The sequence below is a fragment of the Reichenbachiella sp. genome, assembly GCF_039944555.1.
GTDB lineage: Bacteria > Bacteroidota > Bacteroidia > Cytophagales > Cyclobacteriaceae > Reichenbachiella.
On sequence record NZ_JBDUYN010000007.1, the window covers coordinates 341,684 to 356,831 of the forward strand.

The window sequence follows — 15,148 nt, forward strand, 5'->3', positions numbered from 1 at the left end:
GGGATGGCTATTTCGATATAAAACACAAGGCTAATGAAGTCAAAAACATGATAAACCAGAAACCAAAACCAAATGTTGAAAAACTGCAATCGACTATTAAGCATGTTGTGGTTTTAATGTTGGAAAACCGTTCGTTTGATAATTTGCTTGGCTGGTTGTATGAAGATAAGGCACCGTACGATCGGCCACCTGAGGGCCAGGAATTTGAAGGGCTTACCAATGGCATGTGGAATCCACTGGACAACTTAGATACTGACGGAATTGCCTTTAAAGAGAAAGTATTGGTAGAGAGGAATGGCCAACCAAAAACATTTCACGGCAAAGAGGTGCCCAATCCTGTTGACTTTACTTTGCCAAAACCGGATCCTGGCGAAGGATTTAAGGATACCAATTATCAGCTATTTCAGGAATATAATGTTCCATTGCAGTATCCACCTCCAGCCATCAACACAGGTTTTGTACAGAATTATCAGAATGCAATGACCTACGGCACCTATAGTTTTGGAGATGAACCGACCAACCCACGCTCTATCATGAAATGCTATACTCCGGAGCAGACACCTGTACTAAGTAAACTTGCACGGAATTTTGCAGTCTGCGATCAATATTATTGCTCAGTACCTAGCCAGACACTTCCTAACCGTGATTTTGTACATGCAGTCACATCCACTGGATATGTTAATAACGGACCAAAAGCTCAGTGTGATGCGAAGACTATCTTTAACCAGATTCAGGACGAAATTGATGGTGGAAGAATAGATCTAAGTTGGGGGATATTTGGTAACAATATTTCTTCCAATAATATAAAGGACAAAGCGGGTAAATTCGGTAATGATCACTTTTCACTGACTCGTCTGATCATGACAAAATTGCACGATCCAAGGTTTGAAAGGAACTTTGGTACTTTAGATGAATTTAAAAAACGATGTGCTCAGGGTAACTTGCCCAGTTATTCCTTTCTCGAACCAAATTATGGAGGCTCTGGTCAAAATGACCAACATCCCCCAAGTGATATTCGCCCAGGGGAGCGATTGATTGCAGATATTTACAACGCCGTCCGTGAGTCTGAAGTGTTTGAAGAAACATTGCTCATAATCACATACGATGAACATGGAGGATGTTATGATCATGTGCCTCCACCAGGTGGGGCGAAAAATCCTGATGTAAATGACACCCCTGGTCAGGACGGTTTTCTTTTCAATCGATTTGGCGTGCGTGTCCCTTGTGTGGTTATTAATCCATACATCAAACCAGGATTAATCGCCAGATCAGCAAGTTATATTCCGTTCGACCATACGTCCATTATAAAGACAGTACAAAATTGTTTTAAACTGAAAGGTCATCTTACTGAGAGAGATAAAGCGGCACCTGATTTTTCCGGATTGCTAACATTGGATGTCCCCAATAAAAATGATGTAGAAGTTGAACCATTACAATGGGATATTGAAGCAGCATCGCATTCAACTAACGAGCTTCACAGACTTATCGGCACCATTATGGAAGAATTGACAGGCTCTAGTGTTCCGCAATCAGCGGATCTGTTAGAATATATACAAGAGTCCTATAATAGTTTATTCAAAGCCAATACCTAACTCATTTCGCACTAATTAATACCAGGAAACTCTTCAATTTCACTGTTCTTAAATTCATTTTGAATGAAATTAATTACCGCATGCAACGTTTTCCAAAGACTTTTGCCGAAATTGAGGTTTTAGCATAATGGGTTTAAAACTCAATTTTGAAGACCTTAATAAATACTAATTACGAAAATGGATGAAAATTCAAGTAGTGGTAGCAAGACCACAGGCATAGTTGTAACCATAGTGGTTGTAATTATTGGACTAGTTGGTGCATGGTATTGGTTCATGTACATACCAGAACAAGAGGCCATAGAAAAAGCACGACAAGAGCAAAGGGCGAGACAAGCCGCAGCAGCAAGGAAGAAAAAACGTGAAGAAGAGGAGGCAAAGAAAAAGGTTGATTATGATCGATATATTGAAAACGGCGATCGGGAATTTGAAGCAGAGAGTTGGGAAGCTGCTCAGTCGGCTTACTCGGAAGCATCTTCTCTTTTTCCGGAAGAGCAATATCCTCAGGATCAATTGGCATTTGTCAATGAAAAAATAGCAGCAATTGCAGCTAGATCAGTGCCCGGAACAATTGAAAGAATTACTTCTGCTACCGGACGCTTCTACATTATTGTATCGAGTAGCATAGATGGTGATTTAGCCATGGATTATGCAAATAAAATGGCTGAAGAAGGAAATAGTGTAAGACTCATTGAGCCCTATGATGGTCAGCGCTTTTATCGGGTGTCTCTAGGTGATTATGACACTTGGGACCAGGCTACGAGCTCGTCCACTTCGTTCAGTACAACTGATGGAGACGCCCCCTGGATTTTGAAATATTAATTTGGTTTAGATGCCACAAATTATCTTTCTCCTACTATGGAAGTAAAAGTAATACACAGAAATTCAGCCCGGGCCAGTGAGTGCTGCAGCTCCTGGCTCAAGCATTGGGAGCGCATCACGAAAGAGGATGTGGGCACTTGCAGAACAAAGAATTGCAGCAATCCCGCCAAGGTGGGTGCACACGTGAAACGTAAAACTGGTGACAATTCCTGGCGCATCGTACCGCTCTGCCATGAATGTAATAAAAAAACGGACTGGCTTACATTAAACAAGCATACCACTTCGGCTTCTGCGGAGCAGCATTCGTGTGGGTAGGTCAGGCAATCGCGATAGTTATCGAGAGGGGAATGGCAAATGTGTGCGCATTTATGATCTAGGTAATGTTTCTCAAATAATTTGACGTCAGGGCCTTCCCTTAAATGATTTCTTTATCCATGGCAAGCTTAATAAGCTCTGCTGATGTCTTTACATGGAGTTTGTGCATGATGTTTCGCCTGTGTGTCTTTACTGTATGCTCACTAATAAAAAGTGATTTAGCAATGGCCTTGCTATTCCGTCCATCGGCCAGATACTTGATAATCTCAATTTCCCGTTCTGACAATTCATTCATCTCATTTTTGGAGGAAGACTTTCCTCGGAAATAGTCGAAAACCTGATCGCTAATCTTTGGATGAAAGTAGTTTTTACGCTGACTTGTGAGCTCAATGGCTTGCTTTAGTTCGGCCTTTGAAGCATCCTTTAGAATATAACCCTGAGCACCTTTTCCCAACGCACCTTTTACCTGTTTAATTGATTGGTGCATGGTGAGCATGAGCACAGGCACATCATAGCCTTTCTCTTTTATGAGTGTCATGGTAGCAATTCCGTCTAGTATAGGCATACTCATGTCCATAAGAATGACATCGATCTCATGTTCAGATAGGAGGTGTAGCACTTCATTGCCATTGGCGGTGTAGTGAGTAACTTCAATGTTATCTTCAGATTTGAACATGGACTTTACGCCCTCTGCGAAAAGATGATGGTCATCTACGATTAGTATCTTTATCATAGTGCTTCTGTGGTTGGTTTCAACGGTAAATCGATGTTTACGGTGGTGCCCTTTTTTGCACTACTATCTACAATCATTTCACCGTGAAGGTTTTCAATCATTTTTTTCAGTGTGTTGATGCCCATTCCGCTTGAGTCAGCATGTTTAACAGCACCTTCAATTCCATGACCATTGTCCTGTACGATAATATTGATCAAATGGTCCTCTTCAAAGCAGGTCAATGAGATGCTGAGTTTACTGGCTTGGGCGTGTTTTAGGGTGTTGCTTACCAGCTCTTGTACAATGCGGTAAATGGTGATCTCCTCGTCCGTTTCCATGGGGTGATTGCACATCGAAGCAGAGAATTCAATTTGTATATGGCCCGATTTTTTCAAATGCTCTGTTAGCTCTTTTAAAGCAGGCACCAGCCCAAAATCATCTGAAATGCCCATATTGAGTTCGTGTGCTATATTCCGAACGTCGGTGCAAGCCTGATCTATTAATGTCGTAAGCGTTGGGTAGTTGGGAATTGATTCGTGCTCCAGGACATTGATATTCACTTTGATGGTCGCCAGCAAATTTCCAAAGTGGTTGTGCAGGTCTTTCGCAAGTCGTTTCCTTTCATCATCTTGTCCTTTCACCATGGACTGCAGCGCTTTGCTTTCTTGGGTGTAGAGCAGGTCTTTGATTTTCTGCTCGTTCCTTTTTCTACGCTCAGCCGCCGCGAGTTGGGTGGTGAGGAATCGCTGACGGAAGTAGAGCAAGAGTACCACAGCCAACACAAGCAAGGTGACTGCAATAACAATATACGTGCGGTCCAGGGTCTGACCTTTTTCTAACAGAGCAATTTCCTTTTCCCTAAGGTTTACTTCAAAGTCAGTACGCTGATTGGCTATTTTCTGCACAGTTTCGATATTGTTGACACTGTCCCGGTAGGCGATATGGTTGCGGTAATAGGCAAAAGCCTTGCTCGGTTCACCTGTGATTTTGTACAATTCTGACAGTTTGAGGTTGGCCTCACTGATCTGCTGTTTCAACTGATATTGAACCGCCAGTCGAAGACTTTTACCGGCATAATTGATGGCAGAGGTCACATCCTTTCTATCCATAAAAACATCAGACATTGACAGTAAATAGAAGCAGATAGGATAGTAGTCTTCTGCTTTTTCAAGAATTTCGATGGCTTGATTGATGTTCTTTTCCGCGAGTATATTTTCTCCTGTGCTGGCGTAGACCATGCCAATATTTCCCAGGTTATAGGCCTGGCCAATTTTATAGTTGACCTGTTCGAAAATCTTCCCGGATTCTGAGAAGTAGAGGAGTGCGGAGTCGTAATCCCCATATGTTAAATACTCGTCTCCGGCATTCAAAATAGCAGAGGCCAGAGAGATAGAATCTTTGGTTTGTCTGAGTACAGAAATGCCCTTGTTATAATAAAGCATGGCATTGGAATGATCGTTGGTAATTGAAAATATATCCGCAATAGCGCCGTATGTACTTCCTTCAATTTTTTCGAACCCTGATTCTTTTGCTATGCTTATACTTTTCAAATAGGCATTGAGGGCCTCATCAAGGTTACCTAAAACTTTTAGTGTATTTCCTTTTTGATAGTGGCCGATAGCCTGATAATCAGGGCTTTTCATGTCCTTTGCTAGCTGAATTAGGTCTTCCACATAGCTCAATGCCAAATTCAAATCCTTGGTTTCGTTAAAAACGAGCGCTCTTAATACGATAAGCCGAGCAGAGTCATCCAAATCTACTTCATGATAGATCTGTTTCAGACTATCGGCTGCTCGTTGATCTTGTCCGAATGACACGTGTGAAAAAGAACAAAAACCTATTATGATATAATAGGTTATGCATTTTATATCCATATCGGAATAGTTTGATTAGAGTCCGGTACCATCTGTTCCAGGGTTTACCTTGATTTTTGGATCCTTAGTATATGAGTTTGTTCTGTAGGTAACTTCAAGTGAATAGATGAATTCTTCCTTTTTTTGTACGTCTTTCACGGTTCCTAAATAATTGACCTCTCCTGATTTGACTCCCTTGACTGGCTGCAAAAGCATGGGTGAACAAAATGGAATTTTGTCATTATTGAATTTAATACTGTATTGCATGTTTTCCCTGTCGCTGGAACCTATCACACTAGGTGTAAGATTAAGCACCAGAAAAATATTACTGTTTGAAGCTACTTCCAAACTTGAAGTATTCGCCATGTGTAATATATGATGTGTTTTACCAGCTCCATCTTTGCCTTTGTAAAGGGTTGCAATTAATATTACGTCTGCCATCGTTTTGTTATTTAAGTTAAAAGTTTGTTTGAACTACAAGAGCAAAACTATCTGGTCGTCATTTCCCTCTAATACCCCAAAAGAGGTATTTTGGATGCTACTCAATATAGGTATAAAGTAGGTTTTGGCCTCAAATGTTATCGCTAATCAATTAAAGTGTCAGCTACCTCTTTATGGCTATCTGCCAATATAGCCATTTCGCCTGACTGATCAGAACGGAGGGCATTCAACCTTTGTCTGGTAATCAAAAACATAATAATCGATGGAGTAGCTACTATCAGTTTGTGATTGCAAAGGCGGAAACCGAAAAGCCCAGAGTAAAATGCTCTAACAGAGTAGGTAATCACATTTAACAAATAAAACAATGTCTATTTCAACAAAAGAAGTAATTGATACGGCAAATGAGGATGTATTAGAAATGATACAAGACTACAATAAGCAACAAGCCGCCGTGCACCATCAAATTGAAAGTGAAGTAATCCAATACAATGGAAAGGGCGCTGTCACTATCAAATTTTACCTGGCAGGAGGTTCCTTTACCGGAGTTTTCGAAATTGAAGGTACTGAGTATAGAGTGGCAGGCAAAATGGTTGGGGCCGGTTGGATAACTGGTGTAGCTGAAGGAACCATTTCACTACATGTGAATCCACAGAGTTTACTAAACAGCGATACTGGATTGACGCTAACCGCGTCGAAAACCAAACTGGATATTACCTTCTACCACAGTGGTGTGGTCGTCGGAGTATTCACTGGCGGTAGCGGTCTAAAAGGAGGCGGCGCATGTGCTGGTGGTTGCGACTGGACACTTTAAATATAGATTTCTCATATCATAAAATCTCAACCAGTGTGACTCACACTGGTTATTTTTTGCCTTTTCAATAAACATAATGCCATTATCAGCACTTTAGAATTACTCATCAGAATACCACTTTAGTGGTATTAAACAAGGCTGAAATAAGGCTAGCCTTGTATAGTTCAATATATGTTTCACAATAAAACTTATCAATTATGTTTTTTTATTATATCTGGTTAGATCTAGTTGACGGTTGGTACAACAATGGTGACGGAAGATATGGTTGATTGATCAACAGTTAGCCAAAATGCTACAAAGTAGCAAGAGAATCTTTATTAAGAGTGGTTGATATCAATCACTCTTTTTTACGGGCATTTGGTACTGTAAAGCATAGGTTGAATGCTCGCGGGCTGATCACAACGTACTAGCTGCATCAGCTTTTATCGGATTGGCAAAGAGGGAATGAAAACATAAATTTGTACGGGATATAGTCGCGTTCACATTATCATCAAACCCTTTTGAGTGCATCCAAAAAATTGAGATTCTCTCCAGCTATCTTCACTATTAGCAATGGAATCCGATCATTGGCCTTTAATAGCTTCATTGTAGTACTCCCCAAGAGAGCTAAAGAAGCTTTCGTCTGACCCTTCGAACCAATAACAATTAAGTCAATATTGTTTTCCTCAACCATGCCTAATATCTGATCATCCAACGAATCATCCTTATTGAATGTCAAAACAGGCTTAATACGATGCTGGAATTTTTTAGACCACTCATCCATTGCTTTTTCAGCATTCACTTTCATGATTTGAGCAAACTCTTCAAAGCTTTTACCTGATTTGGAATAGCCCATGGGCACACTATAGCTGTGGTGTCCTATGATTTTGGTTTTTTCATTGACCATTCCAATTTCAATGGCTTTTTGCATAGCTAATGTTGCGTGATTTGAAAAGTCGGTAGCCACCGCAATATTTTCCAATTGGGGTTCATAACCTTCAGGTACGATTAGAAAATTGCAAGGAAGGTTTCTGGCCAGTCGATCGGACACGATACCTGAGCCATTGGATGATTTTTTGCGCCCTGTAATTACCAAATCCGCTTTTCTTTCTAAAACAAGGCTCACCACTTCGTCAAAAGGTAGCCCCGAATTAACATGGCACTCATATTTGATTCCGGAATTATTGAAATACTTTTCAACCCTATGTTCCAGCATCAATTTTTGATCTACGACCAACTGATCGCTATAACCCAAATATTCACCTGAGAGGTAAGTGAATATTTCAGGTTCTTTTACCACATTAATAAAGTGAATCTTTTCTGGTTGAGAAATTGAGCTTAAGAATCGGGTATACTTCAAAATATCCAAATCCATTTTACTGAAATCAATTGGCACAATCCAAACTTCTTTATTTTTCATAATTTCTATAATTTAAATTGTGAATATTAAAATTCTCCTGTTACCTATTAAACGGATTATAAGCACAGAAAATCATGCGCTAATTCGCATAATAGGTGTTTTTTAGATGATTGTTATCATATAAATGTACATTTTGTTCAATATGTTTCGCTGTAAGAGCTAACCAAAATGATGAGGTGCAAAAAGTACTTGCCGTATAAAACAAGAAATCAAACTTCCTTCCCTTGTTGCAAGTTTTGTGATTCGATACTAATCGAATGCGATGCGTGGCAATCTCAAATTCTTTGAATTGAAGGGGGTGTAGGATACGGTACGAGAAACGATTGCTTCGGTCTAGGGTAGGGTGAATAGTTTCTGAATGCCTACTACAATTTTACTACTCGGCATTTTTCATATAACCCTGCATAAGGTTTCCCGCCCTGAATGAATAAGATAAGGCTGCCGGAATGAGCGTTTCGGCTTCTATAAGATTGGCCTTAGCCTCCTGGACCAGTGCGAGCATTTCCTGCTCAAGGGCAATCGCTTGTGCACGCCGTTCTTCTGCTTTAGCCTTGGCTATATTCAAATCAGCCATGGCCTGATCAATTTGTAATTTGGCTCCAATATTTTTACCAATACTGATGTCCGAAATGTCAATAGAGAGAATCTCGAAAGCCGTACCAGAATCAAGACCCTTGGCTAAAACCAATTTAGATATGTCTTCCGGTCTTTCCAATACCTCCATGTATGTTATAGCCGCACCGATTCTGGCTATAATACCCTGACCTACACGCGCTTTAATGGTTTCTTCACCGGCACCACCCACCAGCTGTTTAATATTGGTTCGTACGGTGACCCTTGTTTCAGCTATTAACTGTATGCCATCACGAGATACGCCTGTGATAGCCGGGACAATGATCATGTAAGGGTTTACTGAGATGTGAATGGCATCCAGTACATTTCTCCCAGCCAGATCAATTGCGGCAGCTTGCTTAAATGACATTTCCAGATTTGCTTTGTCTGCAACGATCAATGCTTTGATGACACTTAGCAAATTTCCTTTCGCCAGATAGTGGGTTTCGAGCAATTGTAGGGTCACATCTTTAATGCCAGCTTTGGTGGCTAATATCATGGAGTTGACAATGAGCCCTGGAGGAACCCTTCTCAATCTCATCATCACCAGTTCGAGCAAGTTGACTTTTATGCCAGAAAAAATTGCCGTAACCCATAGATTGACAGGAATGACATAAAGCAACAAGATTGATCCTGCAAGGATGAGACCCGCGGGTATAAGAATTGAAGGGGTCATAGAGATGTGTTTACCTTAGTTGTGGCTGGAAGGTACGCCCATTCCCCATAGCCCGAACCATGATAAGTAGCTTATTTTTATGCACTTGGTGTGGCCAATTAAAATATCATCAAATCTGGCGGTGAGCCGATATATTTGGAAACGTAAAGAACATGTATGGCAGACTGGGTATTGGTTTGTGGAAGATTGGATAGCATTTGCACGAGTAGGTCCCGATCACAAAAGTTTCATTCTGGAATAAGTAGACTCAATGCATTTATGTGCATGTGTGAAGCATAATTGTTGATCAACCAAATCACCGAAACAGGTCCATAGCACATCCTGGAGGTGGGATTTGAGTTCAGCGAAGAACTCTTTTGACATTTTTGGCAGGAGGGAGCCTTGAGCGGTTGACAAATGTGTGCGGATTTGGGCTGGAAAAATTAATCTTCCTTTGAGAAGATGTTCAATGAACCTTTCTGTCAAGTCAATAGGGTCTATTGAGCCAACCTTTCCTGATTCAACGCTAAGAGCGATTGATCGGAGTCAGATAGGGTTTCTTTTGAAGTTAAGATATCCACTACATGTTTAGCGATTTGCTTCATCTTAGCCTTGTTGCCGAATAGTTCATAGGCTTCAGCCAGGCTGTCTATCCAACCGGCAGCGGTAGGATGCAATTCCGCATTTAGTTTGAAAATGCTAATGGCTTCATCATATTGCTTACCAGCAAGGTATCGGTAACCCATGGCGTTCATTCTGGACCCTTCCCATAGATTGCTAGTAGAATCAGTCATGATGGTATTTCTAGCTATGGAAACCGCTTCCTCGATACCTTTTTTAGTAATCAACTGCTCAAATTGATCCAAATTGGGTGCCGGTTGTACGGCCTTTTGGGTAGTGAGATCCCACAACTCAGAGGCATATCCCTGAATGGTTGGCTTTTTCTGGAGAAACGCCAGCGCTTGTTGATCCTGTTTGAGGTAAACATCGAAGAATTTAACCAGATACTTACATGAAAGCTCGAACGATTGTTCAATTTTCCGCTTCTCTTCACCACGATTGTTGAGGAACAGACAAGCCGTATACCCCTCAGAAGCAAAGTCCCAGTGATGAAGTGCCGGTTGGTTTAAAGTAAGCCTGTACCTGGTAGAAAATTTCATTTCTTCTTCAAATTGACTCAAATGGATTTCCTCTTGTGACAGATCAGTACTGAAGATATGCAGAAACGGTACCCGAAGCCTCTCTGGCTTGTAATAATTGGAGGCAGACAAAGACTGAAACAGCCTGTCCATGAAAAGGCCGCTCTCAAGATCTGCTATGGCTTTAATCCTTGGTTCACTCATGGCCAGGAGTACCTGAGAGAAGCCGGCACCACTAAAGCCGTAAGAACCTATTTTGCCAGGATCAACGCTCATATTTTTTACCATCCATGTCATACCCAGTTGCATGTCTCGCACATCATCCAATGCCATGTCCCCGAAAGTCCCGTTAAAATTGGGGTACTCAATCATGGCGACGATGTATCCATGACTAGCCATGTATTCATTGACTATGCTAGTCGACAAGGGCCGCAAGGAACCCATCAGCAAGGGGAAGGAGCCATTCATTGGCTCTGCATCAATGTACGCCAGGAGAGGGGCAGCGATCAATTTTGCCCAACCCTTTTCATCAGGTTCACCAAAGTAGCTTCTGACCGTTCGTTTTCTGCTTCTTAGTTGTGGTTGAATTCGGGCACTATCCATCGATTCAGCCGTTGATGATTGCAAATGGTTGTAGCAATATTCCCCGTAAGTGATTGTTCTGTTCTTCGAAGTAACCTGGGCAGGGTACCAAATATGTATCGACATTTCCCTTGGTTTCAATTTTTGGTTGCTGCTAGGGTATTCATGGCCCTGAGGCTCATACCGGGTGTCGTCTTCGATGGTCACAATTTTAAAACCCACTTCATATTCCCCTGTTTGCAGATTTTGATAGACAGATTGTGCCTGGGAGGGAAATACGATAAGGGTCGATAGTAAAAGAAGAAAAAAGGATTTGCTCATGGCTATACGTGCTTTTTGTTAGCTAATGAAACGAAAATTGGTTAGGATTTCTTCCGATCCGATCGGATTGAAGAAGAAAATCAGGAGTTGTCCGGCTTTAGTCGTTCATCCCTGAACCGTGAAGGGGTAGTGCCATACTGTTTTCTAAAGATCTCATTGAACGTTGAAACGGAGTTAAATCCAGCATCATGTGCAATGGCAGCGATTGTATACTTCAGTGAGGCCGGGTCACAAAGTCGTCGTCTCGCTTCATCAACCCTCAATTCGTTGATGTACTCGTTGTAGGTCTTATTTAACTTCTCATTGATCACCTGGGAGAGGTGATGCCTCGAAGTGTCAATTTGGGAAGCCAAACCATCGATGGTTAGTGAAGATTGGGTGAATAATTTATTCTCAATCAATAAAGAGGTCATCATGGTTTCTATTCGCGAGCTTTCTTTTGGTTTCAGGCTTGAATGCGCATACTTTCCAGAGCCATTCCTTCCATTTTGCTTTTTGATGAAATACCCCTGATCAGCCATCATTTTGTAGCTAATCCAGTAGATCAATAGGGTAAGCGCAATGAAAACCAACTTGACGTCCGGAAACCGTCCATAGTAAACGACCATAACTGCAAGCGTTATCGCCAGGATAGACTCAATACTGGTGACAGCGATAATAAAGGATCGAAACCTGGATACTGATATCCTATAAGCGGCTATGCCATAGACGGTTAGCGAACTCATCTGAAAGGCTGCATATACATACGGATGAACATGCAGATGTTTGACCCACCCGACATGGTAACTGGTAGCCATTAGTACAGCCAGCGCAAATGGAACAAAATGCAAAAGATGTGTCCTCGAAAAATAACCCTTATTCCTTGAATGCATGTACAAGAACAGAATGGGACCTATCAAGAAGGGTAGTTGATAGGAAGATATATAGAAGAACCGCACCTCATCCATCAGCCATGACTTGGTGAGCACTTTGAAGGTGAGCTGAATGCCAATGACAAGAAGGAATAAGATAAAATAGACATTGGAAACCTCCGAACGATGCTTCTTAATCATCCAAAAGCCAATAAGAAAGCCCTGGATGGACCCAAATAGCAGTAAGAATATATTGAGCTGGGTAGTCAAACAATCAAATTAATATAGTTGAGAACAGACTGGGCTTCGAAAAGCCTTAATTGCTTCGTTTCTCTATGCTTTACTCTCCGAATACCTTCGGAATCGCCAAACCAACAGTGCAAACGTAGCAAGCACAGCTGCGGTTAAAACTTCCGTTGTCTAAAGTTAATCACAAACATTGGTCTCTAGAAAAGTCATGACCTCTTCCAGTTCCTTAACATTAGCCACTTTGTTGATTGTCTTTTCATCAATCTCGCATCCTTTTAAGAGCGTTTTAATCACTGCATCTATATTCTTTTTGTATACTATACTACGCGTTTGCTCTTTGTTGTCTATGATGTAATACTCTTTATAGTAGATATTATCGGCATTTTCCACATCAAATGCTTTGTCCACTTCATTGGCCACATTCATAGCTGCAATGAGTGAATTAGCACTTGCTTCGGCATCAGTAGCTCCACTACTTTTCAGTTCGCTATATGAATTACTGGCGGCTGCCGCAGCTAGAGATTTAGCCAATTCTTCTTCAACAGAACTAGCTACAGCGACGGCAAGATTTGTTGCACTCTCATTGACATGGGTTGGGCGTGGATTTCTAAAATAACTGAAGCGACCGTTAGGGTTTTCGACTTTTACAAAGTTGTCATATACATTGACATAGTGATGGTCAGCTCCGCTTATTTGCTGAATGTAATAAGTGATTCTTTTACCGGAGGCCCACCACATGGTAATTTCTTCATTTTCATTGGCGTATTTCACAGCCACAGGCCCAAAGTTTTTGAAATTACTTTCATGTGGTTCTTTCTTTCGGCCAGCTACCTGACCTTCCAATTTTTCGCCACTATCAAAATAGATAGTTCCCGGATTGAAGTTCCTATAAGCTTCATTATAGTCATTCTTTACTTCACCAATTTTCAATGGGTCTACTCGAAATTCCACGACTTGATCTCTGGTATATTTCCCTTTTTCTTTGTTCTTTCCTTTGTATCTAATCTCAGTAGTATCTTTTCGATCCACAATTTTTAATCGTAGATCCCCTTCTTTCCGTTCGCCAGATTTAAGCACCACATAGCCATTTCTTGCTGGGGTAACGGTGTAGCTTTGAGCAAAAGTGAGAAAGGGAAATAGAAGAGTTGCTAGTATGGTAAATTTCATGGCGTTCAAGGTTAAATCTTATTCAAGATAATCAATTTCTAATTTTGAAACTTTGATTTTAAGCACCAGACTTGTTGGTAGAAGCGCATTGCATTTACTGTCACACGTCCTGTTCTCAAGAAATGTCATGACTTTTTCCAGCTATTTCACATATTCAATTTTGTTGATGCGCCATTTGGATTGAGCTGCTGGTGTTTTTACAATCGCTTCATCTCCTTCCTTCTTTTTATAGAGTGCCTGCGCCATGGGAGAATCAATCGAGATGTAGTCTTTGGCTCCAATCAGTTCTTCATATCCAACAATTCGAAGGCGTTTTTTTAGACCAGATTCATTTTCAATTTCCACCCAGGACCCAAACATCACTTTGCCCTCCTGGTATGGATCGTAATCCACCACTTTGAAGTTGTCGATGCACTTTCTTAGATAAAGTAGTCGTTTATCAATTTCTCTTAGTCTTCTCTTATTGTAGTGGTAATCTGCATTTTCTGATCGGTCCCCTAAACTGGCTGCTCATTGCACGTTTTTGGTGACTTCGGGCCGTTCTACACGCCACAGGTGATCTAACTCAGCTTTTAGTTTCTCTAATCCTTCAGGTGTAATCATCGGGGTTTTCATATTTACAAAATTAAAAATTTAAGCGATAGATTATCAAGCGATCGAAGATATAGGCTGGTTCTCAGGCCTGAGCAAGGGCAGAAGTTGGATCTTTCCGCTTCTGCTTTTTTGTGCTATTTCGACCTTTTCTGCCTTTTAATCAAATCATGAGACTGAATCATTCAGTTCTTAAATAATAATATTCTCGAAAGGCGGCATTTCTGGCACATAATCTCTTTATAGAAATTATTTCTTACACTACGCGGCATTTTTTCAATCGTAGCTACCATATTTGGCCACTGTTAAACCATACAATCCAAATATGTCAGAAGAGAAATTTTATCACGTCGGAGAATTGAGTTCGGAACAACCGGCCAAGACGCAATATGAATCCACCAAGTTCGCTAAAGCTCGTCACCCGGAACCTTATCGATTTGAAGTGAACCTCAGCGCCGAGGCTGGTAATAAGCAGAGCAAAACAGGTGTGGTTTCCGTGAATATTCCAGGCTTTAGCCCCGTCAAACTGTATTGTGATGAGCAACCACCGGTAGGGGACGACACCGCTCCACCGCCATTGGCTTTCTTTTCTGCCGGCATTGGGTTTTGTTTGATGACACATTTGACCGACATTCTAACGGCTCGAAAAATACAGGTGGATAGCCTGAAGCTGGAACAACGGATCGTGTTTAGAACCAACCTGGGCCATATGCGCGAACACGGCTATATGACCAACGGAGGATGCGATATCGTTGAAACCCATGTAATCATAGAGAGTCCTGAGCCAGAGGAAAACATCAAAGATCTGCTCAACGAGGCAGAGAATGGCTGTATGGCGCACTATGCACTCAGAAACCCAATTCCATGGACCACCAGGCTGATCTACAACGGCAAGGAAGCCATAAATCGCTCCTCTGAGACGGAAGGTTAGGCGCAGGATAGTAGGTGGGTGAGCATATTTACTTGCAGAATTGGAAGCTTGGGCAGAAAGAAATTTGCATCTTCAATAACTCCATTTACCTTCGCGAGATTCAGGCAT

Annotated in this window: 12 protein-coding genes and 1 pseudogene; 4 read left to right on the forward strand and 9 right to left on the reverse strand. The window is 41.4% G+C overall.

The window, feature by feature from the left end:
- The first annotated feature begins 47 nt into the window (after window positions 1-47).
- Together ABJD64_RS10060 and ABJD64_RS10065 are read left to right on the forward strand one after the other, a co-directional pair.
- The gene (locus ABJD64_RS10060; RefSeq protein WP_348178301.1) at window positions 48-1,592 is read left to right on the forward strand and encodes an alkaline phosphatase family protein; all 1,545 of its coding nucleotides are present in this window, start codon (window positions 48-50) and stop codon (window positions 1,590-1,592) included.
- 177 nt (window positions 1,593-1,769) lie between these two features.
- Entirely contained in the window at window positions 1,770-2,411 is a 642-nt protein-coding gene (locus tag ABJD64_RS10065; RefSeq protein ID WP_348178303.1) for an SPOR domain-containing protein, read from the forward strand.
- Between the two features lie 415 nt (window positions 2,412-2,826).
- Here ABJD64_RS10065 and ABJD64_RS10070 read toward each other — a convergent pair whose 3' ends face one another.
- From ABJD64_RS10070 to ABJD64_RS10080, 3 genes are read right to left on the reverse strand one after another with little or no spacing between them, the layout of a single operon-like run.
- Window positions 2,827-3,459: a response regulator transcription factor gene (locus tag ABJD64_RS10070; protein WP_348178305.1), complete on the reverse strand. Its 633-nt coding sequence runs from the start codon at window positions 3,457-3,459 to the stop codon at window positions 2,827-2,829.
- Window positions 3,456-5,312 carry an ATP-binding protein gene (locus tag ABJD64_RS10075; protein ID WP_348178308.1) on the reverse strand — a complete coding sequence of 619 codons (1,857 nt, stop codon included), beginning with the start codon at window positions 5,310-5,312 and terminating at the stop codon, window positions 3,456-3,458. Before ABJD64_RS10075 ends, ABJD64_RS10070 begins: the two co-directional genes overlap by 4 nt.
- 15 nt (window positions 5,313-5,327) lie before the next feature.
- Window positions 5,328-5,732 carry a hypothetical protein gene (locus tag ABJD64_RS10080; RefSeq protein WP_348178310.1) on the reverse strand — a complete coding sequence of 135 codons (405 nt, stop codon included), beginning with the start codon at window positions 5,730-5,732 and terminating at the stop codon, window positions 5,328-5,330.
- A 364-nt stretch (window positions 5,733-6,096) separates the two neighbouring features.
- Between ABJD64_RS10080 and ABJD64_RS10085 the strand changes: the two genes are divergently transcribed.
- Window positions 6,097-6,543, forward strand: coding sequence for a hypothetical protein (locus tag ABJD64_RS10085; protein WP_348178312.1), 447 nt, complete (start codon window positions 6,097-6,099; stop codon window positions 6,541-6,543).
- Window positions 6,544-7,033: 490 nt separating this feature from the next.
- On the opposite strand, the gene ABJD64_RS10090 is transcribed toward ABJD64_RS10085, so the two are convergent.
- The 6 genes and pseudogenes from ABJD64_RS10090 to greB all read right to left on the reverse strand — a co-directional run bounded on the left by ABJD64_RS10090 (window position 7,034) and on the right by greB (window position 14,133).
- The gene (locus tag ABJD64_RS10090; RefSeq protein WP_348178314.1) at window positions 7,034-7,942 is read right to left on the reverse strand and encodes a universal stress protein; all 909 of its coding nucleotides are present in this window, start codon (window positions 7,940-7,942) and stop codon (window positions 7,034-7,036) included.
- A gap of 376 nt (window positions 7,943-8,318) precedes the next feature.
- The gene (floA, locus tag ABJD64_RS10095) at window positions 8,319-9,230 is read right to left on the reverse strand and encodes a flotillin-like protein FloA (protein ID WP_348178316.1); all 912 of its coding nucleotides are present in this window, start codon (window positions 9,228-9,230) and stop codon (window positions 8,319-8,321) included.
- Window positions 9,231-9,706: 476 nt separating this feature from the next.
- Window positions 9,707-11,251, reverse strand: a complete 1,545-nt coding sequence (locus tag ABJD64_RS10100; RefSeq protein ID WP_348178317.1) for a CocE/NonD family hydrolase — start codon at window positions 11,249-11,251, stop codon at window positions 9,707-9,709.
- Window positions 11,252-11,331: 80 nt separating this feature from the next.
- Window positions 11,332-12,303, reverse strand: coding sequence for a helix-turn-helix transcriptional regulator (locus ABJD64_RS10105; protein WP_348178319.1), 972 nt, complete (start codon window positions 12,301-12,303; stop codon window positions 11,332-11,334).
- Between the two features lie 225 nt (window positions 12,304-12,528).
- Complete coding sequence (locus ABJD64_RS10110) at window positions 12,529-13,518, reverse strand: hypothetical protein (protein WP_348178320.1); 990 nt, start codon at window positions 13,516-13,518, stop codon at window positions 12,529-12,531.
- 141 nt (window positions 13,519-13,659) lie between these two features.
- Window positions 13,660-14,133, reverse strand: a pseudogene (gene greB, locus ABJD64_RS10115) (transcription elongation factor GreB).
- A 301-nt stretch (window positions 14,134-14,434) separates the two neighbouring features.
- On the opposite strand from greB, the gene ABJD64_RS10120 reads away from it, so the two are divergent.
- Window positions 14,435-15,040, forward strand: a complete 606-nt coding sequence (locus ABJD64_RS10120; protein ID WP_348178321.1) for an OsmC family protein — start codon at window positions 14,435-14,437, stop codon at window positions 15,038-15,040.
- Window positions 15,041-15,148 lie beyond the last annotated feature (108 nt).